We start from the raw sequence: 21,171 nt of genomic DNA on the forward strand, positions 1-21,171 counted from the left end.
CCCACGGCCGATGGCGGATTGGGCCCAAGGTTTGATTAACTGGCGCGGATGCTTCCCGCGCTCCTCGCCCAATTCGAACCCGTGTCTGCCGACTGGCAGGCTGGCCTCTACGCGTTTGGCACTCTCGTCGCGCTAATCCTGAGCGTGATGGCCAACTTCCGGCGCAAGCCATCCGTCGACGTCGACCTGCAGCGATTGGTCGGATCGATCGATGCTTTGATGAAGGCGGTCGAAAAACTGGAGACCTCACGCGAACTCCACGCCGGCCACGCGATTCAGATTCAGAGCCTCGAAAACAATGCGCGCGAGCTGCGCGCCCAGGTGGATCGCGAAATTGCCGGGCAGCGGAAATACTCGATGGAGCTGTCGCGGGAAATTTTCAGCCGGATCGATTCTGAGAACGGAGCGTTGGGCGACAAACTCGACGCGATGCGCGACACGATGCAGAAGCTCTTCCTCGATATCTCGGGTGAAATCGGTGGGTTGCGGGAAGCGGTGAAGCATGCCCAATCCTGACGCCATTGCCCAGGAGCGCCGGGAAGAATGCCGGCGGGAGACACTTCGCTTCCTCGCGGAGCGGCAAGCTGTCGCGCACCATCCGAAGACGGTTCGCCGCCGGCTCAACGACGGGCATGAACACGATTTCACTGACGCGGACGTCCAGGCCGCGCTCGTCTTCCTGGTCAGCGCCAGCCTCGCGCGGGAAATTCCCGACGCGCTCGGCGCGACTCGTCACTACCAAGCCACCGCCGCCGGCGTCCTCGCGCACGAACGCGGCGCCACCTTCGCGCCATGAAACTCCGCGCCATCATTGCCGCCGCCTCCGTCGCAGTGCTTCTCGTTCTCTCCGGCTGCGCGAGCGCGCTCATCGGCAGCGCCTCCACGAAGATTGAGGCCTCAGCGCCCACCGGCGAAAAGCTCTCGCTCACGTTGCCGAAGGAGTACGAGGCGACCAACCTGGTGATCTTCTACGATCCCGCGACGAAGACGTTCAAACTCTCGGCCGACAACCTGCACGCCAGCAGTCAGGGGCTCCTACAAAGCGCCACGCAAGCGCAGGCAGACGCGACCAGCAAGGCGGTCGGTCTCGCGGACAAACTGGCGAGTGCGCTCACCGCTCCAAAGCCGTAGCCGTGCATGGCCAAAGCTCGCACAGGCAAGATCGCGCGACTCCCGCTCGCGATCCGCAACGAGGTCAACCGCCGGCTGCGCGAAAATGAGCCGGGCCCGAAAATCATCGGTTGGCTGCACACCTTGCCCGAGGTGCTCAAAGTGCTCGACGACTACTTCCGCGAAGAGCCGATCTCGCCGCAAAATCTCAGCGAGTGGCGCCAGGGCGGATTCGTCGAATGGCTCGATCGACTCGAGCAAGTCGAGCGCACGAAGGAACTCGCGGCCTACGGCTACGAACTCGCGAAAAACAACAACGGTGGCGCGGCCGATGGGGTGGCTGCGATTACGGGCGGTCAGTTCCTCGAAATCTTCGAGTCTCTGAACGTCGACGCGCAGAAGGCGCTCCTGCAGGAGAAGCCGCTGACGTACACCGAGCTGGTCGGAGCTTTCGCGAAGTTCGAGAGCGCCCAGGCGAAGAAGGAAGTCGTCCGGCAGAACCGTCGGAAGCTGGAGCAGAACGACGTCAAACTCGATCTCGATCGTCAGAAACTGGCGCTCGATCGCGCGCGCTTCGAGCGCACGACGTGCGAGCTGTTCCTGAAATTCTACGACAACCGGAAGGCGGCCGACATCGCCGAAGGCAAGGCGAAGAAGGAAATCAAGATCGAGCAGCTCCGGCTCCTGATTTTCGGCACGCCGCCCGGCCCGCCGGCCGAGGCCGCCGCCACGTAGCAACCGTCATGGCCACCACCAAGAGGACGCAGACGAAGCCCGCCGCGCCTGGCGGCAAGATCGAACCGCTGATCAAATTCCGCGGACCGCAGTCGGCTGTATTCTGGTACGTGATACGCATCTTGTTTCTGCTTTGGCGGCGGCAGATGGGGAAGAGCTTCACGCTCGCGTGCAAGGCGCTCGATCGCATGATGGAGCGGCGAAATCACCTCTGCGTTTTCTGTTCTGCCAGCATCCCGCTCGGATCGGAGTTCATCCGCAAAGAGGCCGAGGTGTGGCAGAAGGTGATGGAGAAATATCGAGCGGCCGCGAAGCAACGCGAGCAGCTCTTCGAGAGCAACGCGGACGGCCTCGATCTCGACGCCATCTGCGACCTGTTCGAGCACGAGAAACTCGAAACTAAAATCTGGCACGACCGCACGACGTACAGTCGATCGCGCGTCGTCGCGCCGAATCCTGCGACAGCCGTCGGCTGGACCGGTGATGTGTTTCTCGACGAGGTCGGCCGCATGCCGGATCTGAAAGATTTGCTCGAGGCGGTCATGCCGATCTTCGAATCGAATCCCGAGTTCATCATGCGCATGGCGACGACGCCACCGCCGGACGACTCGCACTATTCCTTCGAGCTTTTCCAGCCGCCGCTCGACGAGTTCGTCGCGAAGCCGGAGGGCAATTTCTACGACTCGCCGAGCGGCATCCTCGTGCACCGCTGCGACGCATGGGACGCCGAGCTGGCCGGCGTGCGCCTGCACCATCCGAAATCGGGCGAACCCATCACGCCCGAACAGCACCGCGCGCTCTCGTTCGACAAACGCGGCTGGGATCGGAACTACGCGTTGAAGTTTCTCGTCGGTGGAACCGCCGCGATCAGCGTGCCCGCGCTCATGCGCGCGATGGCCGACGGCAAAGACAAGGGCGTCGCGGTCGACGTCACGGAGGTGATTCGGTTGTGAGCGTCTCGGCCACAGAATCCATTCTGGCGCCGGCGCCGAGCTGCCGCGTCCTGATTGGCGACGCACTCGCGCACCTGCGCGCGCTGCCCGCAGACAGCGTGCATTGCTGCGTGACATCGCCGCCCTATTGGGGCCTTCGTGACTATGGAGTCGGAGGTCAGCTTGGACTCGAGCCCACGCCAAAAGATTTTGTCGTCAAGATGGTGGAAGTCTTCGACGAGGTGTTCCGCGTACTGCGGCCGGACGGCACGTGTTGGGTCAATTTGGGCGACAGCTATTTTTCGGGTGGTGGGCATGCAGATTCTGCCGTCAATGATCGTCGCGGTGGATACAATATGGCGAATCGGCCTGAACACGAACACCGCGCATTTCGTGCCCGCAACGGGCGGCCCAAAGACCTGGTGGGCATCCCGTGGCGGGTGGCTTTCGCGCTGCAGGATTCGGGCTGGTACCTGCGACAGGACATCGTTTGGCACAAACCCAACCCGATGCCAGAATCGGTTCGCGATCGCTGCACAAAGGCGCACGAGTACATTTTTCTCCTGACGAAATCGCCTCGGTACTTTTTCGACGCGGCTTCGATTTCCGAGCCCGTGAGCGGGACAGCCCATTCACGCGGCAGCGGAGTGAATCCGAAAGCCAAGGTATTCGGACAGAACTCCCGGATCAATCGCGACCGAGATCCGGATCATCAGTCTCCGGCCAAAATTCGAGCGAAGCAGAATCGATCTTTTTCCGCTGCGGTTACTGGCTTGGTTGAGCGACGAAATAAACGGAGCGTATGGACTGTCGCCCCGCGCGCGTATCGCGGAGCACACTTTGCGACGTTTCCTCCGCAGCTGATTGAACCGTGCATTTTGGCTGGATGTCCACGGGGGGGGGTGGTGCTCGATCCGTTTGGAGGCTCCGGAACGACCGGCGCGGTGGCGCTGCAGCACGGACGCAACGCGATCCTGATCGAGCTGAATCCCGACTACGCTCCACTAATCGAAGCGCGGCTGCGTAAGTCATGAAGCGCACCAACGACATTCGCGTGGCGGACGTGCTGCCCAAGGGCTGGCAGCATTATATCGACGAGCGCTACCCGCGGCTGGGCCTCGGTTTCGACGTCGCGACGACGCTGAAGAAACCGGGTGGTGGAAAGGGCAAATCGCGGGCGACCGTTTCGAATCCGAGTGCCATCTGCCTCGATCAACAGGTGGGATTTCAGTCGATCACTCGATTGATGCTGCGCTTTCGCACGAACGACCCCGCGATCGCGACCGCGCTCCTCGAGGCCATCATCAACGGCATCCCCCATGGATTGCGCGTCGGAAAACTCTGCGTCGACGCCAGCAACGAGCGGTTCTTCGCCGCCAATCTGAGAAAGCACTTTGCAGGCAAAGTGGTCGTGGTGCCCGTCATCAACAGCGAGAACACCGAGTACCGCGGCCTGAAGATGAATCACAAGCAGTACCTCGGAAGCCAGCTGGTCGACCACTTCGACGACGGGTACTGTCCCATTCCCGAAGCGGACTGGTTGTGCGCCGACATGCGACTCGTGAAAAAAATTGGGGACACTTTCGACGCCGAGGTCGACGAGAACGGCAACCACGGCGACACGTTCGACGCCAAGAAACTCGCGCTCCACGCACTCGTCAGCAAGGGCGGGCCGGCCGAGGCACGGGCGAGTCCGGTGGGCACCTATGGCGGCGGCAGCCACGCTTCGCGCAAGGTTTTGAACCCGTTCGCCAATCGTTTCGAGAAGCGCGGCGGCTCTCGTCGCGCCATGTAATCTTCGACCCTCGCCACCATGTCATTTCTCAAAGACCGCTCCAAGGCACTGCTGGCATACCTCGCTGACTTTCTCCCGCTGCAGCGGCGCACGGTCTACAATCCGCGCGTGATGCCCGGGTCGCTGGCGGCCACGCTGAACGTGGATCTCGTCCACGAGATCATCACGTCCGCGGAACAGGGGGACACCGAGCGGTTGTTCGCTCTGTATCAAGATATCCTCGTCACCGGGTCGCACCTGCAGGGGCGCCTGGGAGATCGAAAGGAAGCGGTGTTGAGCGACACCCTCAGCGTGCAGCCATTCGACAAGAACAACGCCGACGACGTCGCGGCCGCCGAGCTGATCAAGCTGGAGCTGACGAAGCACGACGATTGGGAGGACACCTGCGCGCACCTGCTCGACTCGGTTTTGTGGCCGGTGTCGCTGGTGGAAAAGACGTACCAGCCGAGCACGAAGCCGGGGTTGCGGTATGAGTTGAAGAGCCTCACGCCGGTCCCGTACCAGCTGCTCACCTATATAGAGGGACGGATGGAGCTGCGTGAAACCGACGATCGTGGCCATCCGACGACGGTGCGATTCGCGCCAGAGCCGGCGCGCTACCTGATGCACCGCGGCCATCTCCTGAAGGGCGTCCCCGACAATTGGGGCGGGCCGATGCGCTCTCTCGTTTTCTGGTGGCTGCTCAGCCACATGTCGCGCGACTGGTGGGCGCGTTTCCTCGACCGCTACGGCGCGCCGTTCGTCGTCGGTCGGTACGACCAGAACGACGACGCGTCCCGATCGATCCTCGAACGAGCCTTCGCTCTGGCGACGAAGCTCGGCGGCCTGGTCATCAGCAAAGAGACCGAGGTCGAAATCAAACAGGCGGCCGCGAGCGATTCGGGCGAGGCCTACCAGGCGTTCATCGAGCTGTGCAATCGGGAGACGTCGAAGCTCATCCTCGGCGAGACGCTCAGCTCGGACGCCCAGGCCACCGGCATGGGTTCTGGCACCGCGAAATCCCAGGGCAGCAAGCGTGACGAGAAACGCATGGGCGACGCGCGCCGCCTGGCGAAGACGCTGCGAAATGGGTTGTTCAAACAGTTTCTGGAGATCAACGGACTCAAGGGCCGCCCGCCGGTACCCATTTGGGGATCGGTGTCGCCGGAGGAAATCGCCTCGATCTGCGACACGTTGGATTCCCTGACCGGCGCCGGCCTCGAGGTCGACGACAGCGCGCTCGTCATCCTCAGCGAGAAGGTCGGCTTCCAGCTGCGCCGATCCGAGCGGCCGCCGCCGGTCGCGACCGGCCCGGGCGGCGTGCTGCCGTTCTCTGCCGCGTCGCTGGCGCTAAAAAAAAAAGCGGACGACGCGGTTGACCTGATCGCGGAGGCCGCGGCGGTCGACCTGGCAGCGGCGTTCCCCGGCGAGCTGGCACCCATTCGGGGAATCATCCTGGCATCGTCGACGCCCGAGGAGGCGATCCGTGATGTGCTGGCGTTCTGCGCGAAATTCGAGCCGGGCAAGTCGGCCCGCGTAATCGAGGAGGCCTTGGTCGCGATGGCGGCAAATGGGTGCGTCGCGCACGCGCGATGAAATGGGTGGCGAGATTGGTCCGACGAATTGAGCGCCGGGCAACCCGACGCATCCGGTTCGCCGGCGCCGTCCGTGCCTTGCGGACCCGCATGGCTCGGCTGTCGGAGAATCGGTGGGAAATGAGCGATCTCGAGCACGCGGAGTTCATGAAACAGCACGCGGCCGCCTTCCGCGACTACTCCCGGCTGCAGCGCCTTGGCGCGCGGTGGGGATTCGAGCTGCCGTAAATGGGTGGCGACACCCATTTCAGTAATTTCGCTGAGTGCCCCAAAGGCGCCGGCCACGAAATGCCTGCAATGCCAGCTTGCGCCCCACGTTCTCAGAGGTGATCCGACCGGATCGCACCAAAACCGGGCGTTTCAAACATTCCTCTGGGTGTCGCAGCGTTCAGAACGAGAACGTGCTCGCGAGCGTCCAGCGCGTTTCGTTGGGGATGCGGATGACGGCGATGCGGCCGTCGGGATTGGCGGTCACGGGGATGTCGTCGCCATTGCCCCAGGCGTTGCGGACGTTGAGCTGCAGGCGCCAGTCGACGTTCCTGAAAATCTTGCGGCGGTAGCTCACCCAGAAATCGCCGGCGAGTTCCTCCTTGCCGTAGAACGGATGCGCGAGGTCGGGGAACTGGGTTTGCATGACGGGATCGTTGTCCGCGATCTGACTCGTACTGGTATATAGCTTGTTGGTCGCGACGATTTTTTCCTTCAGGGCCGCGCCCGTGAGGAAAGGCGCGCCGATCGCGATCTTGTCCTGCCAGCGGACGGAGGTGCCGACGCTCATGGCCTTCAGGATCGAATGCTCGAAGTCGCGCAGATCGTAAGTCGTGGTGAAGTTGGCGCGCCATTTCCGCTGTTCGGGTGAAACCGCGCCGTCGCGGGCGAGAGTGGCGGCGAGCGCGTTGCCGACATTGCTCGCGAAACGCGTTGCGGCCGTCTGGCGTTCGGGGAGTGCCGGACCCTGGTCGATGCCAAGCAGATTGAACTTCACGAGGTTGGCGTAGACGGCATCGGCGACCTGCTTGGTGAGCTGGGCGGAACCGCTGACGACGGTCTCCTGTTTCGCGACGTTGAAGGAAACGCGCCAGCGCGAGGTGAGGTTGCCGACGAGCTCGGCCTCGAGGCCGCGGGCGTCGAGATCGCTGGTGTCGGTCAGACCTGCAATGCCGTCGGAGAGCACGGCGGTGCCGGCGGCGTTGAGGCGCATGTTCTTCAACGTGCGCGTGGGCTCCGGGTGGAGCTGGAAGAGCGCCGCGTAGAGCTGCTGGTAGGAACTGTAGCCGGCGGCGGTCACGCCTGGGATCGTGTTGAACGCGATGCCCTGGGCCTGCGCCGTGACGTAGCGATCGACCATGAAGCTCGGGTAGTTGTAGACGCCCGCGGTCGCCCCTTGGGCGCCATTGCTGCTGTTGGTCTGGATGGTGTGAAATTCATTCACGCGCAGCGAGACGCGGCGGTCGAGAAACTCGACGAGCACGCCGTATTCGCGCGTGGTGCCGGCGGGTGCGGGAATGATGGCGCCGGTGAGATTGGAGCGGACGTTGACCGGATTGAAATTGCCCGACGAGTTGTAGAAACCGCCGAGCTCGATGCCGAGCGGGAGGTGTTTGGTGAAAAAGCGCGGGATGCGGCCGACGGTGCTCCAGGTGAAGTTGCGGCCGCGTTCGTCGAGGTTGGGCCGGGAGTCGAGCCGCAGGGCGGAATTGTTGAGCGAGTCGTCGGGATTGCGCGTGTTGCCGATGCTGGAAAACGTTTTCAGCTGGTCCCAGCGCCACCCGACGACGCTCACGAGGTTGTTCTTGAAGAAGTCGCTTTTGAGGCTGAACGACTGCGACTCGATGAGCTGGCGGCTCTTTGAGTTGCCGTTGAGAAAGCGCGAAACCGAGAGCGGCTCGGTGACCATCCGCTTGCCGGTGAAATCGAAGAAACTGACATTGTAGGTGTCGCCATCGCGCGGGACGCGGGCGTCGACGACGTTGGTGATGCGGACGTCATTGAGGGAATTGGCGGCGAGGACGGACGGCCCGAGGTATTGGACGACGATGGGCGTCGTGCGGAAATTCCCGCTGTTGGTGGACTGAAACACATCGGTGTTCAGGTTGCGCGTCGTGCTGGTCCAGCCGGTGGCGTAGTTGAAGGTGGAGGCGTCGTTGCGGTTGCGCGTGTGCAGGCCGGTGAAGACGTGGTTGCCGAGCGGAAGGCCGAAGAGCTTCCGGCCGCGATCCTCGAGATCGAGACGGTAAAAGGCCGTGGCGCGAAACGCCTCGCGCAGGCCGGTCTGCGTGCGATCGGTGATGCCCTGCTGGTCGACGAACGGACGACCGACATTGGGGTTCGGCTGGTCGTTGGAAAGGTACTGCGCGACGTCGATGGCAATGCCGCCGCCGGGAGCGCCGCCGCCATTGTCGCCAAACGAGAATGGCAGCAGGCGGGTCGAGCGCGTCCGCTGCTGGTTGTAGGCGACCTCGACGCCGCCGCGGCCGCCGAAGAGCTCCTGGGTGAAGGCGAGGTTGCCGACCTGAAAGGTCTGGTCGATGTGGTTCAGTCCGCCGCTCAGGAGATGTTTGCGGTAGTCGAAGATGGCGGTGTTCTGCAGGGTCTGCCCGACAAAACCGGTCGGGACGAGAGTGCCGCTGTAAAACGTGTCGATGGCGTCGCGACCGTTGGGATTCTGCGCATAGCGGATGCGGCCCATGATACCGGCGATGTTTGCGAGGGCGGGGTTGGTGGAGCTGGCGTAACCCGCGCGCGGCTGTCCCGGGGAATCGAATACAACGGGAATTTGGATGAAGTAGGGCACGCCGATGCCGGGCGTGGCGGCGACCACGGCGGCCGAACTGAGACGATTGTCGACCGTGACCTTTGGACGCCACGAGAACGTCGGGGAGCCGGCAATCAGGCGGGCGTCAATGCCGGTGCCGGGGATGGCGGCGATGGCGGGATTCGGCGCTTCGAAAAAGTTCACCATCGAGTTGACCGGCGGGATCACGTTTACGGGATTGGACTGGGCGTCACCCATCTCGCCGGAAACGCGGACGGTGGACTTGCCAAACCACGAGGGCTGCCTGCCGTCGCGCATCACGAAGCTGAGTGCGCCGTAGGCCCGGCGTTTGCGGTCAAAGGCCGGCTCCTGCTGGTAGTTGTTCTGCTCGTTGACAGTGGCGATGCGGAACGCGATTCGGCCTTTCACGAGCACGCGGTTGAGGTCCAGGTTGGCGCGATAGGAATCCATCGAGCCGTACCGTGCGCCGATCTCGGTGCGGTTGCGCTGAAGTTGGGGCTGGACGATCGAGCCTTCGATCACGCCGGCGGGATTGCCGATGCCGAAGAGGAGTGAGTTGGGTCCGCGGCTGATGGTGACGCCGGAGGAGTTGTATGAATCGAACGGAATGTCGGTGATGAAGTAGTCGCGAGTGGTGGTGGCGGCGCCGATGCCGCGCACGCGGTTGTTGGCCTGGGGATTCTCGCGGCTGTCGGACTGGTCGGGCCGGCCGGATGAGGTGGCACCGCCTGCGAAGTTGCCCGACACCCCGCCGATCTCGGTCGCAGTCGTGAGCGAGAGCAGCTCGCCGAGGTTGGTCGCGGCGGTGTCGCGGAGGAACTCCGGGGTGACGATGCTGATGGCGGCGCCGACATCGCGGAGGGCGGTGTTGATGCGCGTGCCGGCGAGCGTGCTCGTGGCCGCATAGCCGACATTATCGTCTTCGCTGACAACGAAGGGATTGAGTTTCACCGTCTCCTCGGTGACCGGGGCGGACGGCGCGGCGGGCTGCGTGGGCTGCGCGAGAAGCGGGACACTCAACGCGAGGAGCAGGGCAACGCCGGGGTGACGGGTGGGGCGACAGGTCATCGGGTGATGCAGGCGCGTCGCGGGGCGATTGGAAAGAGGTATTTGCGTGAAAGGTACGGCGAGCCCTGAAGCCGGTGCGGGCCTTGCCTGAGTTCGGTCCCGCGCCGTAAGGGGTCAGCAACGGTCTTTCAGGCGAGGTTAAATTGAGGATTTTTAATGAGGTGGTTGAGAAGGACGACGAGCTTCCGCATGACGGCGGTGATGGCTACTTTCTTGGGCTTACCTGCGGCGACGAGTCGTTGATAGAATGATTTCAGAACGGGGTTGAATCGGGTGGCGACGAGGGCCGCCAGGTAGAGGACGCGGCGGACTTTTACTCGACCGCCGCGGATAGTTCGTCGACCGCGGAGGGTGCCACTGTCGCGATTATAGGGCGCGACACCCGCGAGTGCTCCGACTTGCTTGCGGCTGAGTTTCCCCAGTTCGGGGAGCTCGGCCAAGATGGTGGAGGCGGTTACTTTCCCGATGCCTTTGACCTGTTGCAGCCGCGCGCTCTGCCCGCGCAACGTGTCATCGTCATCGATCTGTTGCTCAATCATCACCTCGATTTGCTGGACCTGTTTCTGCAGCTCCCCGATTAGACTTTGGATCAGCTTTTTGAGCACGACGTCGCGAGTCTGCATCAGTCGCTGTTCCTCCATTGTGAGCAGGTTCACCAGTTGCTCCCGGCGCTGGACCAGCGCGGCGAGTCTTTGGCGTGAGGGCGAAGGAGCTTCGAGGACCGGGGGCTGAAGGAGTTCACCAAACTCCCGTAGCACCGACGCATCAATCTCGTCGGTCTTCGCCAGCAGCCCTTGCGCCCTGGCAAACGACCGCACGCGGGCAGCGTTGACCAAGCTGACGGGAATGTTGGCGGCCCATAACGCCTCCAGTAGCTCGCGTTCGTAGCCGCCACTCGGTTCACAAATCACGTGCACCGGGCCCGCCATTTTGCCCAGCGATTTGATGAGGCCAGTGATTCCGGCGGCGGCGTTGTCGTAGCGCTCCGGACTGCGTCCAACGAGCGAGACATCCAACGCTTCTTTGCAGATATCGACTCCGGCGTAGGTCGGAGCTGGTTCGGTCATTTTATTCATAGCGCTCTGTCTTGCGATTCGAGCTGCGCGGCCGTGAGGCCCGCGCTCTTCCAACGGTTCGAGTTTGTATGAAGAATCCCGAGCCGACCGCGCTGACCCACGAGATCACCTGGCGTCTCAAGGCCATGTTATCGATCTGACTCGGAAAGGGAGTCGCCACCGGTCTGGTTGCGGCTTCCTCCGACGAGCCTGTCGCCCATTCTCGGAAGCCGCAACCAGACCTTCGCCGTTCAAGATACAAGGCTGTTGCACGTTGCAGCTTCCCTGCAACGTGCAACGGCCTGACCCCATTAGCAGCCTTTAACCTCGCCTGAAAGACCGTTGCTGACCCCTTACTTCACGCGGACCCCTTACTTCACGCGATCGGCGATCGTGAGGGTGTTGAAGTCGAGCACGCGCTCGAGCCGGCCGTGGGTGATGGTCAGTTTTCGACCACCCACCTCGGCGTTGAGATACGGGCCTTCAAAGAGTTTCCATTTGCCGTAGTCGATCGCGCGCCCGTCCACGGTCGGAGTCTGACCGAACGCAAACGTCACCTTCCGGCCCCGCAGCGTGGTCATCGTCACCGCTGGCGTGGGCTCGCGCTTGACCGTCAGCGGCAGCGCGCGGATGGCAGCCTGAAACGCGGCGAAGGTCTTGAACTCCCCCGCGCTCGCGGCCTGCACGATGGTGCCGTTCTTCAGGTGCGGGCTTGTCAGCAGGCGACCGCCGAGATCGAGCTTCACCTTCGCCCATCCGCTCGAGTGGTGCAGGTATTTCTCCCAATGATACGGGGCCAGCGGCCGGTACGCGAGGTAGGCATTGCCGCCGCGCGCGAAGATCCAGCCCGACGCGTCCTCCGTCACGTCGACCAGGTCCTTGGAAAAGAAGCCGTTGATGTGCGGGAAACGCGTGCCCGCCGGGATGTCGTAGAGCGCGATGACGGTGTCGAGATCCTGAAACACCTGCTCGTACGGCGAACTGCCCATGATCTTGTCGGGTGAGTCGTACGACGGTTTGCCCTCGAACGTGACGCCCTTGATCATCGGCTCGGGATAGAACGTGAACGAAGCTTGGATGATCTCGGGCGCCGAATGCGGGTGCAGTGAGAACAGCGTGTTGTGTTTGCCGCGCGGATCGGGCACGGCCCAGGTGACGTCCCACACGTGCGACTGCAGCGGATCGATCCTCCCGCCGCGCGTGGAGCCGACGGCGTAGTCCTTTCGCAGGTAGTTGGTCTTGTACACCGGCGGCGAGTCCTCGTCGCTGTAACGCCAGAAGCGGCGCACGCGTGCCCGATCGCGTTGCACGAAATCGCCCGCGCGATCAGTCGCGATTCGATAGATCACCTCGGGCAGGACGTAATTCTTGGCCACCGGCGCGAAGTAGAGGCCCCAGCCGCTGTAGCCCGCGGTCGGCGGCGTGTTACCGAACTGCAGCCAGCTGAAATACGAAGCCATGGCCTGCCAGCGTTCGATGGTGGAGCCCTCGTCGGCGCGCGAATTCGGGCCGCGCAACACGCCGTTGAGCGTCGTGGCGGCAAGCTCGGCAAACAGCCAGTCGAGCATCATCTGTCCGCGTTGCCGCATCGCTGGATCCTTCGCCCAGCTCGCCAAGTACAGGAGCGGAATCACGTATTCGCCGATGTAATGCGTCGGGTTGAATTCCCCCTGGCCAACCGTGGTGGTGACGTCGATCCAGTGGACAAGATACGAGCGCGCCTCCGCCAGATTCTCGGCCGAAGAGCGCCCCGAATACCACGTCTCCGCCGGTTCGTCCGGATAGAGCTCGGCCATCAGGTAGAGCGACAGATAGTACATCGCAAAGTGGTTCTCGGTGTCGCCGCGCGCCTGCCGCGTCGTGCGCCAAGCGGTGCGAATGGAGGCCAGAGCCTCGGGCGACAGTCGGTCGCGCCCGAGGTAGGCGATGCACACCGTGGGAAACATCCAGAACGGGCCGGTGCCCGGCTCGCGCATGAGATCAATGACACGCTGCGAACACCCGGGCAGGTCCTGGCCGCGCACGATCCGGGCGGCGATCATCGCGAGATCCAGCTTGGCGGGATCGTCCGTCTTCGCGTTTCCGCCTCCGGCCGCCCAATCGAGGACTTCGTCGATGCGGCGGTGATATTCGGTTCGGCGTCGGTCCTCGTCGGGCACGGGCGCCGTTGACGGCGGCGGCGCCAGGAACGAGGGCTGCGCCGCGCTGTGGAATGCGACAAGGACGAAAAGGACGGTGCAAAAAAGAGAGCGCTTCATGACGACAAGGGGCGGAGATTATTTGGCGCTCACCGGCAGGATGAGGAATTTGTTGATCAGCGATCCAGCGAGCGCGTCGGGCTTCCAGGTACGGCCGAAGTCGGCCGAAACGAAGAGTGTCTCCGCGGCCACGCTCGCGTAGAGCAGGCCCGCGGGATCAACGCCCACCCGCCACACGTGATGCGCCGCGGGCAGGCCGGCGTTGCGATCGATCCACGTGGCGCCGCCGTCCTCGCTCGTCAGCACGCCGAGCGCCCAGCTGCCGAGCGCGAGGCGCTGGGGATTGGTGACGTCGAACGTGACATTATAGAGCGGATTCGTGGCGGGAGCCGTGGCGACCTTCTCCCACGTCAGCCCGCCATCGATCGAACGCCACGCGCCGGCGCCGTGCGTCGCCGCCATCCAGATGCGCGGATCATGCGGGGATTGCTGGATGTCGTAAACGGTGTCCTTCGTCGGCAGCACCCGCCGCCAGTGCTGCGCGCCATCCTCGGTGAGAAAAATCCCCACCTCGCAGCCGGCGAACACGCGGCCGGCGCGGGTCCGATCCACCTGCAGAACCTGCGTGTACTTGCCCCGTGCCGGCAGGCCGTTTTCGCGTCGTGCGATCGTTTCGGCGCGATCGGTCGAGACGGCCACGCCGTCAGGCAGCGCGAGGTAGACGTGGTCCGGCGCATTGGGATCGACGACGACGTCGCGCGCCTCGGTCATGCTCCAGTCGTTGCAGATGCGCCAGAGCTTGCCGCCGTCGAGGCTGCGCCAGAGGCCGTTGAGCGCGGAGGTGTAGATGACGTTGCGGTCGCGGGGATCGAAGGCGACGGCCGTGATGCCGGTGTCGTTGTAGCCGATGTGCTGCCAGGCGCCGGCGGCGTCGCGCTGGTACACGCCGTTCGTCGTGATGATTTTCGAACCGATGACGTAGTTGCGGTTGATGTTCGCGCAGACGAAGAAGTCGTACGCGGGCGCGGCGGCGGCCAGGGAAGCCGTGGTGAGGATCGCGGAGAGCAGGACCGAAAAACGATGCGGGGTCATGAAGAGAAGAGCGGGGAAGGGTGCACCGGAATCGCCGGCCACGGGGGGGACGACGGGCCGCAGGGAGGCGGCGGTGGGCGCGAGGGAGTGATCGTGCGGGCTCGTCGGCGCACGGCGAGCCCCGATCGCAGAATCATGAGCGGAGATTTGTCAGGCGTGGTCGTTGACTCCGAAATCTCCGCATAAACCCGGGATTGCCGCTGGGCCGCGGGTGAGGCATTGGCGTCCGGTCGAAATCAATCACCATGAAGATCCGCCCATTCGCGTTTTTACTTTGGCTTGGGACGCTGGCCTCGTTGCAGGCCCAGGAGGCAACGGGCGGATGGTTGCCCGACGAGCAGAAGAGTTTTGTGGCCGGACTCGACGACATTCTCACTCACGTGGGGGCCGATTTCGCCCCGCTCAAAGCCGGCGAGGTGTACGAAGGCGGTAATACGAAATCCTGGCAGTCCTCGACGCTCCTATTTCCGGCATCGGATGACGTGCCATCGGCCGGGGAAAAACGCCCCATCAAGGAAACCCACAGCTTCGTCACGGGACGAACGGTCGTCGAGTTCCAGGAGGGTCTGCCGGGATCGATGGCGGAGTTTGTCCGGTTTCTGGAAAGCCAGCTGGCCACCCGCGGCTTTGTCGAGGTCGCGCCGATCGGGTTCAACCGGACCTACCGGACGCGGGCGTATCGTTCGGAGCAGGCGGTGGTGGAGGTGGTTTCCATTCCCTCGGGCCAGGGCCTGCAGTACGTGGTCATCTCGCGGAAGAAGGAATATTTCGCGTCCAACGTCGCCGTGATTGGCGAGCTGATCCAAGCTGGTGGGCAAACTCAAAACACCCTGCCGTTTGAGGTCCGCAAGCAGATCGGCGCGAGCCTCGCGCGCATCCTGGCGGATGCCGGCAATCAGTTCAAAGGAGTGATTGCCGACGCGGTGCTGAAACAGACCGAGACCGTCACGTCGCACAAATCCAACGTCGAACTCTTCCCCGCCGACGCGGCGAGCGGCGCTGACACTTCGGTCTCATACCACCGTGGTTCCGGGCCGGGTGCGATCTTCACGACGAAGTCGCCGTACCGTTTCGATCAGTTGGGCGCGGCCCTGGCGGACATGCTGCTGGGCATGGGCTACGATGAAGTGAAGCCCATGGGCCTTAAGGCCGGCGCGGTCGGCCGGGTCTTTCGCGGACCGCAGGCGGTCGTCGAACTCATCGATCCCCGGATCGATGGGGCCCGGTCCGACGTCGCGATTTCGCGGAAGCCGGACTACTTCGCGCCCGATGCGACAATCGTCGCCGCGGGGAAAAACTCGCCGAGTTCGCCGGCGGTGCCGCTGGACTTTCGCGATCCGGTTTCTCCCTATCCGTCGTTCGAGAAAAAATACGCGAAAGGGCCGCACATCGACGGGAAGCTCATTGGCGGCAAGTATTACGTCGGCAATATCTACACGTATACGGACTTTTTCGGCATGCGGCCCAGTCGGTTCACCGGAGTGTATCAGGTCGTCGATGACTACTGGAAGGTGGAGGAGGTGAAGGGCACGGTGCATTGGGATTATCTCGGCGTGAGCTTCACGGGCGACTTCATGCCCTATGACATCTACAAATCGAAACTCTGGGCCAAGGGGCATTTCAAGAAGGGCAACGCGATCACGCCCGGATATCTTTATCACTACACCAGCGAACCGTACGTCTGGTTTGTGCCCGACGACACCCGGAAGTCGCGGATCGATCTGGCGTACACCGCGGGCGGCAAGCCGTACCTGCGGGATGTGCGGGCGGAACAGGTGGCCGATGCGAAGGCGTGGGCCGAGGCCGAGGCGCGATTGAAGCGGCTGCCCGAAGGGTACTATCGCAGCGACTACAAGGGGCCGGCGTACGATGGCAACGGCCGGCTCCTCACCGCGTCCACGGCCGGCAAGAGCAGCGGTGCCGGCCCCTGTTCCGATTGCAATGGCAAGGGTTGGATCGAGCAAGTCTGCGGTGCCTGCAACAACACCCGCATGAGCACGGCCACGGTATACGACACCGTGACCGTGAGCGGTCCCTTCGGCCGCACCAACGTATCCTATAGTGTGGGACAGGGCCGCCCGCAGAGCACGTGGTGCGGTAGCTGCGTGGGCGTGGTCATCACCAGCAGTCAGTACCGGGCGCGAATGGAAAGTCTGGGACCGAAGAAATGCACCCGTTGCAAAGGCACGGGTAAACTCGGGCTGTAGCGTGCCACGGCAGGCCTTCGCAGTCGGACGGCGTCCAGTGCAGGGGCGATGCGACTACGGCAGCGCCGGGCGCAGGGGTGCGCTCGATCCCGGGGCGACGGGATAAACCGCCTCGTGCTTTTCCAAGGAGGCGATCAATCCCTGCATCATGCGCCGGAGCTCGCCGGGTTCGGTGCCCGCAAGATTGGTCTGCTCGAACGGATCGCGGCCGAGGTGGAAGAGCTGGTAGTGGGAATCCTGCGACACCGCCGACGGGAAGTAGTGATAGATCACCTTCCACGGACCGTCGCGGTAACTCGTCCAGTAGTCGGTCCGGTGCGGCGCGTGCGGATAGTGCATCAGGAACGTCTCGGTGCGCGCCGGATCGCGGCGGCCGGAAAGCAACGTGTCGAGCCGCGCGCCGTCCACGGTGTGATTGTTCGGTGCCGGCGTCCCCGCGAGCGCCAGGATCGTGGGAAACAGATCGATGACCGCGGCCTGCTGGTTCTGGATCGCGCCGGCCGGAATCGGGAGGCGCTGCTGCACGGAGTTGCCGGCGGCGGGCTTGGCCCATGCGGCGATGAACGGGACGCGCATTCCGCCCTCATAGTGCGAGCCCTTCTTGCCGCGGAGCGGCGCGGCGCAGGCGACGGCGTGCTCGTGACCGAGCGGGGCGTCGGAGCCGTTGTCGCCGAGGAAAAAGATCAACGTGTTCTCCGCGACGCCGAGTTTCTCGAGGTGATCGAGCAAATCGCCGAGCGATTTGTCCATGCCCTCGACGAGGGTGGCAAACGCCTGCGCGTTGGCCGGCTTCCCGGAATCCTTGTAGTGGGCGGCGAAGCGCGGGTCCGCCTGGAACGGCGCGTGCACGGCGTAGTGCGCCAAGTGCAGGAAGAACGGCTGACCGGCTGACACCGCGGCGCTGACCTGGGCGTTGGCCTCGAGCGTGAGTGCCTCGGTGAGAAAGATGTCCTTGCCGTGATATTTCTCCAGGCCCGGCACGGCGTGGTCGGGCGCGCCGGCCCCGGCCTTCCCCTTGGCATTCGGGGCGCGGTTGAAATTCTGCTCGCCGTAGTAGCTGCCGGGCGCGCCGATGGAGGCGCCGGCGATGTTCACGTCGAAGCCGAGCGTGGCCGGGTTCGCGCCATCGGCTTTCCGCGGCCCGAAATGAGCCTTGCCGACATGAATCGTCCGGTAACCGCCCGTCCGGAGCACGCCGGGCAGCGTGACATCGCCCGGCTTGAGGCCGAGCCAGTTCCACTGCGGGGCGCCGTTGGGCCCGGCGTTGTTGGTGTCGGGGTTGATCCAGTTGGTGGTGCGGTGACGCGCCGCGTTCTGGCCGGTCATGATGGAGACGCGCGTCGGCGAACAGACGCTCATCGCGCAAAACTGGTTGAAGCGGATGCCGCGCGCCGCGAGCCGTTCCATGGCCGGCGTGCGATAGTAGTCATTCAGCGGATACCGTTTCGGCCGGCCGGACTCGTCGGTGAGAAAGGGCAGGGACGTGTCCATCACGCCCATGTCGTCGACGAGGAAGACGACGATGTTGGGCCGGGTCGCGGGGGTGGCGGCGAAGGCGGTGAGGGTCAGGCCGAGGCCGGCCACCAGGAGGGCGAGGAGACGTTTCATGGTCGGGATTATTTCCGGGTGCGCCCGGCGGCAATCACGCCGGCGAGCTGGGACTTCAGCTTTTCCCCGATGGCCGGGTTCTGGTCAAAGACGTTGGTGGCTTCGTTGGGATCCTTGGCGAGGTCGAAGAGCTGGAACTGTGGCACGGGCGTGTTGGCGAGCTCCTTTTCGACCGTCATGTTGCGGGCGGACTTGGTGTCGTGCCGGACGAGCTTCCAGTTGCCGGCGCGGAAGCCGTAATTGCCGGTGCCGCCGTTGTCCTGCTGCACGAGATGATCGCGGCCCTTCGCGCCAGGTTTTCCGAGCAGGGCATCGGAGACGTCCATGCTGTCGAGGCAGGCGTCGTCCGGGATCGGCGTGCCCGTCAGGCGGGCGATGCTGGCCGCAAGGTCGATGGTGCAGACGACCTCATCGGAAACGCCCGGCTGGATCCGTCCCTTCCAGCGGGTGATGAACGGTGTCCGCGTGCCGCCCTCGAAGACGCTGTACTTGCCACCGCGATACGGACCGCCGGCGCGATGGCTGCCTCGCTTCTCGAGTGCGAGATCCTTGTAGCCGTCGTCCATGACCGGACCGTTGTCGGAGCAAAGGACCACGAGGGTGTTCTCGGCGAGTCCCAGGCGGTCCAGCGTCTTCATCAGCTCGCCCACGCACCAGTCGAACTGGACGACGGAGTCCGCGCGGAAGCCAAGTCCGGTTTTGCCCTGGAAACGTTCGTGCGGCATCCGCGGCACGTGCAGGTCATGGGAGGCGAAGAAGAGGAAAAAGGGCTGGGAACGATTGGCTTCGAGCCAGGCGTTGGACTTCTCGATCCACTTGTCGGCGAGATCCTCGTCGCGGAAGCGCGCAGTCTTTCCGCCGGTATAGAAGCCGATCCGGCTGATGCCATTGTGGATCGTGCCGTTGTGGCCGTGCGACCAGTCGAGCTTGAGCGTATCACGATGGCTGATGCCGGTGGGATGATCCTCGGTGGGCTTGCGGTCGCCCACCCAGAGCGGATCGGCCGCGTCGAGGCCGAGGACGCGGCTGTTCTCGAGATAAACCTGGGGCACGCGATCGTTGGTCGTCGGCAGGAGGAAATTGTAGTCGAAGCCGATTTCACGCGGACCGGGCTTGATCTCGCCGTTCCAGTCGGGACCGCTGCCCTCAAGGCCCAGCCCGAGATGCCATTTGCCAATCACCGCCGTGCGATAACCGGCGGCTTTCGCCAGACTCGCGATCGTGGCGCGATCGGGCGGGACGACGAGGTGGCCGTTCGGCGGCGCGATGCCCGTGCCCTTGCGGCGGAAGGCGTAGCTGCCGGTCAGGAACGAATAGCGCGTTGGCGTGCACGTCGACGCGGAGCAGTAGCCGCTCGTGAAACGCAGGCCTTCGGCGGCCAGCCGGTCGATGTGCGGCGTCTTGAACGCCGTGGCACCGTACGTCGAGACGTCGCCGTAACCGAGATCGTCGGCCATGATGACGATGACGTTCGGTCGCGTTGCTGTAGGTGCGGCCGCAGCGGCGCGGAGCAGGGTGCAGGACGCAATGAGCAGCAGAAGCGAGGTGAGGAGACGTGGCATGATGGCGAAAAGGGTGAGGCGGCAGGGGGGCAGCGCGGCGGCGAGTGAATCAGTCGCCCTTTTGTTTCCGGTTCAAGGGAAACTCCGGCGAGTCGGTGCGCGCGGTCGTAAGGAGCTGTTCGAGCGTGGCGGCGAGCGCGGGCTGGGCGTTCGCGAGATTCTTCGTTTCGCCGGGGTCCCGGGCCAGATCGTAGAGCTCGACCGGCCGGCCGGGCGCGGCGCGGTAAGCCTTCCAGTCGCCGCGACGGACGGCCTGCTGGGGCGCGGCTTCCCAATAGAAGTGATCCCGCCGCGTCTGCTGCGCCGGTTCGCCCGTGAGCGTCGGCAGGATCGAAACGCCATCGAGGCCCGCGGGCACGTTGGCACCGGCGAGGGCGGCGAAGGTCGGAAACATGTCCGAGAAATCGGATACGAGCGTCGCCACGCTCCCGCGCGCAATCCGTCCGGGCCAGCGGGCGATGAACGGCACGCGGATGCCGCCTTCGTACAGCGTGAACTTGAGATCACGCAACGGCCCCGTGCTATTGAAGAAGTCGGGGTCCTGGCCGCCGGCGGTGATCGGGCCGTTGTCGCTGGTGAAGATGACCAGCGTGTTCTCGGCGAGCTTCAACTCGTCGAGGAGATCGAGGATGCGACCGACGTCCCGATCGAGCCGCGTGATCATCGCGGCTCGCACCGCGCGCGGCTCCTTCTGCGCGGCGTAGGTCTTGGCGCCGGGAAACGGTTTCGGCTCCGGCCACTTGCCGCGATATTCGGCGAGCGAGTCGTCGGGGACTGCGACCTCCGCGTGCGGAATCGTGAAGGCGCCGTAGAAGAAGAAGGGGCGATCCCGATTTCGGCGGATGAAATCGAGTGCCGCCTGCGTGAACAAGTCATGCGAATACACCGCGCGCCGGCCCTGCTGGTTTTCGGGGATCTCCACCCGCTGCCCGTTTCGCCACAGGTGGTCGGGATAATAGGTGTGCGCGTGCGTCTGATCGAGGTAACCGAAAAACTCGTCCATGCCCTTCCGCTCGGGTGCTCCCGTGCTGCCTTCGAGCCCGAGCGCCCATTTGCCCACGCCGCCTGTCGCGTAGCCGGAGCGCTGCAACATCTGCGAGAAGGTCACGTCCTCGGGCCGCAGCGGAATCTTGCTGTTGGCCCGAATGAAGCCATGGCCGCCGTGCCTGCCGGTGAAGAGCGCGCAGCGCGACGGATGACACGAGGGCGCGCCGGCGTAATGCTGCGTGAAGTGCATGCCTTCCTGCGCCATCCGGTCGAGCCGGGGCGTGCGGATGTGTTTCTGCCCGTAGCTCCCGAGGTCGCCGTAGCCGAGATCGTCCGCGAGAATGTAGATGATGTTCGGCGGTCGCGCGGGCGTGGCGGCGGACATCATCCCTGCCAGCAGAGTGACGCACAGGAGCGCGTAACAGGCGCGGAGATACGGCGCGAACTTCATAGGTGGGGGCAGTGACGGCGC

17 protein-coding genes are annotated in these 21,171 nt (G+C 64.1%); 10 read left to right on the plus strand and 7 right to left on the minus strand.

Annotation, left to right across the window (positions count from 1 at the left end; genetic code table 11):
• The first annotated feature begins 48 nt into the window (after window positions 1-48).
• The 9 genes from ACLJEU_RS11490 (at window position 49) to ACLJEU_RS11530 (ending at window position 6,374) form a co-directional block, all read left to right on the plus strand.
• On the plus strand, window positions 49-516 hold the full coding sequence (locus ACLJEU_RS11490) for a hypothetical protein (RefSeq protein WP_414664869.1): 468 nt from the start codon (window positions 49-51) through the stop codon (window positions 514-516).
• Window positions 503-796: a hypothetical protein gene (locus tag ACLJEU_RS11495; protein ID WP_414664868.1), complete on the plus strand. Its 294-nt coding sequence runs from the start codon at window positions 503-505 to the stop codon at window positions 794-796. Before ACLJEU_RS11490 ends, ACLJEU_RS11495 begins: the two co-directional genes overlap by 14 nt.
• Window positions 793-1,131, plus strand: coding sequence for a hypothetical protein (locus ACLJEU_RS11500; RefSeq protein ID WP_414664867.1), 339 nt, complete (start codon window positions 793-795; stop codon window positions 1,129-1,131). Before ACLJEU_RS11495 ends, ACLJEU_RS11500 begins: the two co-directional genes overlap by 4 nt.
• Window positions 1,132-1,137: 6 nt before the next feature.
• Window positions 1,138-1,845, plus strand: a complete 708-nt coding sequence (locus ACLJEU_RS11505; protein WP_414664866.1) for a hypothetical protein — start codon at window positions 1,138-1,140, stop codon at window positions 1,843-1,845.
• An 8-nt stretch (window positions 1,846-1,853) separates the two neighbouring features.
• A complete protein-coding gene (locus tag ACLJEU_RS11510; protein WP_414664865.1) occupies window positions 1,854-2,798 on the plus strand; it encodes a hypothetical protein in 945 nt (314 codons plus the stop codon).
• Window positions 2,799-2,848: 50 nt separating this feature from the next.
• Window positions 2,849-3,811 (plus strand): DNA-methyltransferase, encoded by a 963-nt coding sequence (locus tag ACLJEU_RS11515; RefSeq protein ID WP_414664968.1) that lies wholly within the window; start codon window positions 2,849-2,851, stop codon window positions 3,809-3,811.
• Window positions 3,808-4,572, plus strand: a complete 765-nt coding sequence (locus ACLJEU_RS11520) for a hypothetical protein (RefSeq protein ID WP_414664864.1) — start codon at window positions 3,808-3,810, stop codon at window positions 4,570-4,572. Before ACLJEU_RS11515 ends, ACLJEU_RS11520 begins: the two co-directional genes overlap by 4 nt.
• Before the next feature lie 18 nt (window positions 4,573-4,590).
• Window positions 4,591-6,147, plus strand: coding sequence for a phage portal protein family protein (locus tag ACLJEU_RS11525; protein WP_414664863.1), 1,557 nt, complete (start codon window positions 4,591-4,593; stop codon window positions 6,145-6,147).
• Between the two features lie 89 nt (window positions 6,148-6,236).
• Entirely contained in the window at window positions 6,237-6,374 is a 138-nt protein-coding gene (locus tag ACLJEU_RS11530) for a hypothetical protein (RefSeq protein ID WP_457795382.1), read from the plus strand.
• Between the two features lie 160 nt (window positions 6,375-6,534).
• On the opposite strand, the gene ACLJEU_RS11535 is transcribed toward ACLJEU_RS11530, so the two are convergent.
• From ACLJEU_RS11535 to ACLJEU_RS11550, 4 genes are all read right to left on the minus strand, one after another.
• Window positions 6,535-9,990 carry a TonB-dependent receptor plug domain-containing protein gene (locus tag ACLJEU_RS11535; RefSeq protein ID WP_414664862.1) on the minus strand — a complete coding sequence of 1,152 codons (3,456 nt, stop codon included), beginning with the start codon at window positions 9,988-9,990 and terminating at the stop codon, window positions 6,535-6,537.
• A gap of 128 nt (window positions 9,991-10,118) precedes the next feature.
• On the minus strand, window positions 10,119-11,066 hold the full coding sequence (locus ACLJEU_RS11540; protein WP_457795383.1) for an IS110 family RNA-guided transposase: 948 nt from the start codon (window positions 11,064-11,066) through the stop codon (window positions 10,119-10,121).
• A gap of 350 nt (window positions 11,067-11,416) precedes the next feature.
• Window positions 11,417-13,303 carry a hypothetical protein gene (locus ACLJEU_RS11545; RefSeq protein WP_414662888.1) on the minus strand — a complete coding sequence of 629 codons (1,887 nt, stop codon included), beginning with the start codon at window positions 13,301-13,303 and terminating at the stop codon, window positions 11,417-11,419.
• Between the two features lie 18 nt (window positions 13,304-13,321).
• Window positions 13,322-14,335, minus strand: a complete 1,014-nt coding sequence (locus ACLJEU_RS11550) for a WD40/YVTN/BNR-like repeat-containing protein (protein WP_414662889.1) — start codon at window positions 14,333-14,335, stop codon at window positions 13,322-13,324.
• Window positions 14,336-14,580: 245 nt separating this feature from the next.
• Between ACLJEU_RS11550 and ACLJEU_RS11555 the strand changes: the two genes are divergently transcribed.
• Window positions 14,581-16,542 (plus strand): hypothetical protein, encoded by a 1,962-nt coding sequence (locus ACLJEU_RS11555; protein WP_414662890.1) that lies wholly within the window; start codon window positions 14,581-14,583, stop codon window positions 16,540-16,542.
• A gap of 54 nt (window positions 16,543-16,596) precedes the next feature.
• On the opposite strand, the gene ACLJEU_RS11560 is transcribed toward ACLJEU_RS11555, so the two are convergent.
• Genes ACLJEU_RS11560 through ACLJEU_RS11570 form a run of 3 tightly spaced genes read right to left on the minus strand, consistent with a single transcriptional unit; the run spans window position 16,597 to window position 21,150 of the window.
• Window positions 16,597-18,150: a sulfatase gene (locus ACLJEU_RS11560; protein WP_414662891.1), complete on the minus strand. Its 1,554-nt coding sequence runs from the start codon at window positions 18,148-18,150 to the stop codon at window positions 16,597-16,599.
• Window positions 18,151-18,158: 8 nt separating this feature from the next.
• On the minus strand, window positions 18,159-19,712 hold the full coding sequence (locus tag ACLJEU_RS11565) for a sulfatase family protein (RefSeq protein ID WP_414662892.1): 1,554 nt from the start codon (window positions 19,710-19,712) through the stop codon (window positions 18,159-18,161).
• Window positions 19,713-19,761: 49 nt separating this feature from the next.
• A complete protein-coding gene (locus tag ACLJEU_RS11570) occupies window positions 19,762-21,150 on the minus strand; it encodes an arylsulfatase (protein ID WP_414662893.1) in 1,389 nt (462 codons plus the stop codon).
• Window positions 21,151-21,171 lie beyond the last annotated feature (21 nt).

It is taken from the genome of Terrisphaera buseokensis (genome assembly GCF_047521145.2).
Lineage (GTDB): Bacteria > Verrucomicrobiota > Verrucomicrobiia > Opitutales > Opitutaceae > ER46.

Bases quoted from the DNA above. Each gene is read 5' to 3' on its own strand.
- ACLJEU_RS11490 (WP_414664869.1), top strand. From the start codon at position 49: ATGCTTCCCGCGCTCCTCGCCCAATTCGAACCCGTGTCTGCCGACTGG.
- ACLJEU_RS11495 (WP_414664868.1), top strand. From the start codon at position 503: ATGCCCAATCCTGACGCCATTGCCCAGGAGCGCCGGGAAGAATGCCGG.
- ACLJEU_RS11500 (WP_414664867.1), top strand. From the start codon at position 793: ATGAAACTCCGCGCCATCATTGCCGCCGCCTCCGTCGCAGTGCTTCTC.
- ACLJEU_RS11505 (WP_414664866.1), top strand. From the start codon at position 1,138: ATGGCCAAAGCTCGCACAGGCAAGATCGCGCGACTCCCGCTCGCGATC.
- ACLJEU_RS11510 (WP_414664865.1), top strand. From the start codon at position 1,854: ATGGCCACCACCAAGAGGACGCAGACGAAGCCCGCCGCGCCTGGCGGC.
- ACLJEU_RS11520 (WP_414664864.1), top strand. From the start codon at position 3,808: ATGAAGCGCACCAACGACATTCGCGTGGCGGACGTGCTGCCCAAGGGC.
- ACLJEU_RS11525 (WP_414664863.1), top strand. From the start codon at position 4,591: ATGTCATTTCTCAAAGACCGCTCCAAGGCACTGCTGGCATACCTCGCT.
- ACLJEU_RS11530 (WP_457795382.1), top strand. From the start codon at position 6,237: ATGGCTCGGCTGTCGGAGAATCGGTGGGAAATGAGCGATCTCGAGCAC.
- ACLJEU_RS11535 (WP_414664862.1), bottom strand. From the start codon at position 9,990: ATGACCTGTCGCCCCACCCGTCACCCCGGCGTTGCCCTGCTCCTCGCG.
- ACLJEU_RS11540 (WP_457795383.1), bottom strand. From the start codon at position 11,066: ATGAATAAAATGACCGAACCAGCTCCGACCTACGCCGGAGTCGATATC.
- ACLJEU_RS11545 (WP_414662888.1), bottom strand. From the start codon at position 13,303: ATGAAGCGCTCTCTTTTTTGCACCGTCCTTTTCGTCCTTGTCGCATTC.
- ACLJEU_RS11550 (WP_414662889.1), bottom strand. From the start codon at position 14,335: ATGACCCCGCATCGTTTTTCGGTCCTGCTCTCCGCGATCCTCACCACG.
- ACLJEU_RS11555 (WP_414662890.1), top strand. From the start codon at position 14,581: ATGAAGATCCGCCCATTCGCGTTTTTACTTTGGCTTGGGACGCTGGCC.
- ACLJEU_RS11560 (WP_414662891.1), bottom strand. From the start codon at position 18,150: ATGAAACGTCTCCTCGCCCTCCTGGTGGCCGGCCTCGGCCTGACCCTC.
- ACLJEU_RS11565 (WP_414662892.1), bottom strand. From the start codon at position 19,712: ATGCCACGTCTCCTCACCTCGCTTCTGCTGCTCATTGCGTCCTGCACC.
- ACLJEU_RS11570 (WP_414662893.1), bottom strand. From the start codon at position 21,150: ATGAAGTTCGCGCCGTATCTCCGCGCCTGTTACGCGCTCCTGTGCGTC.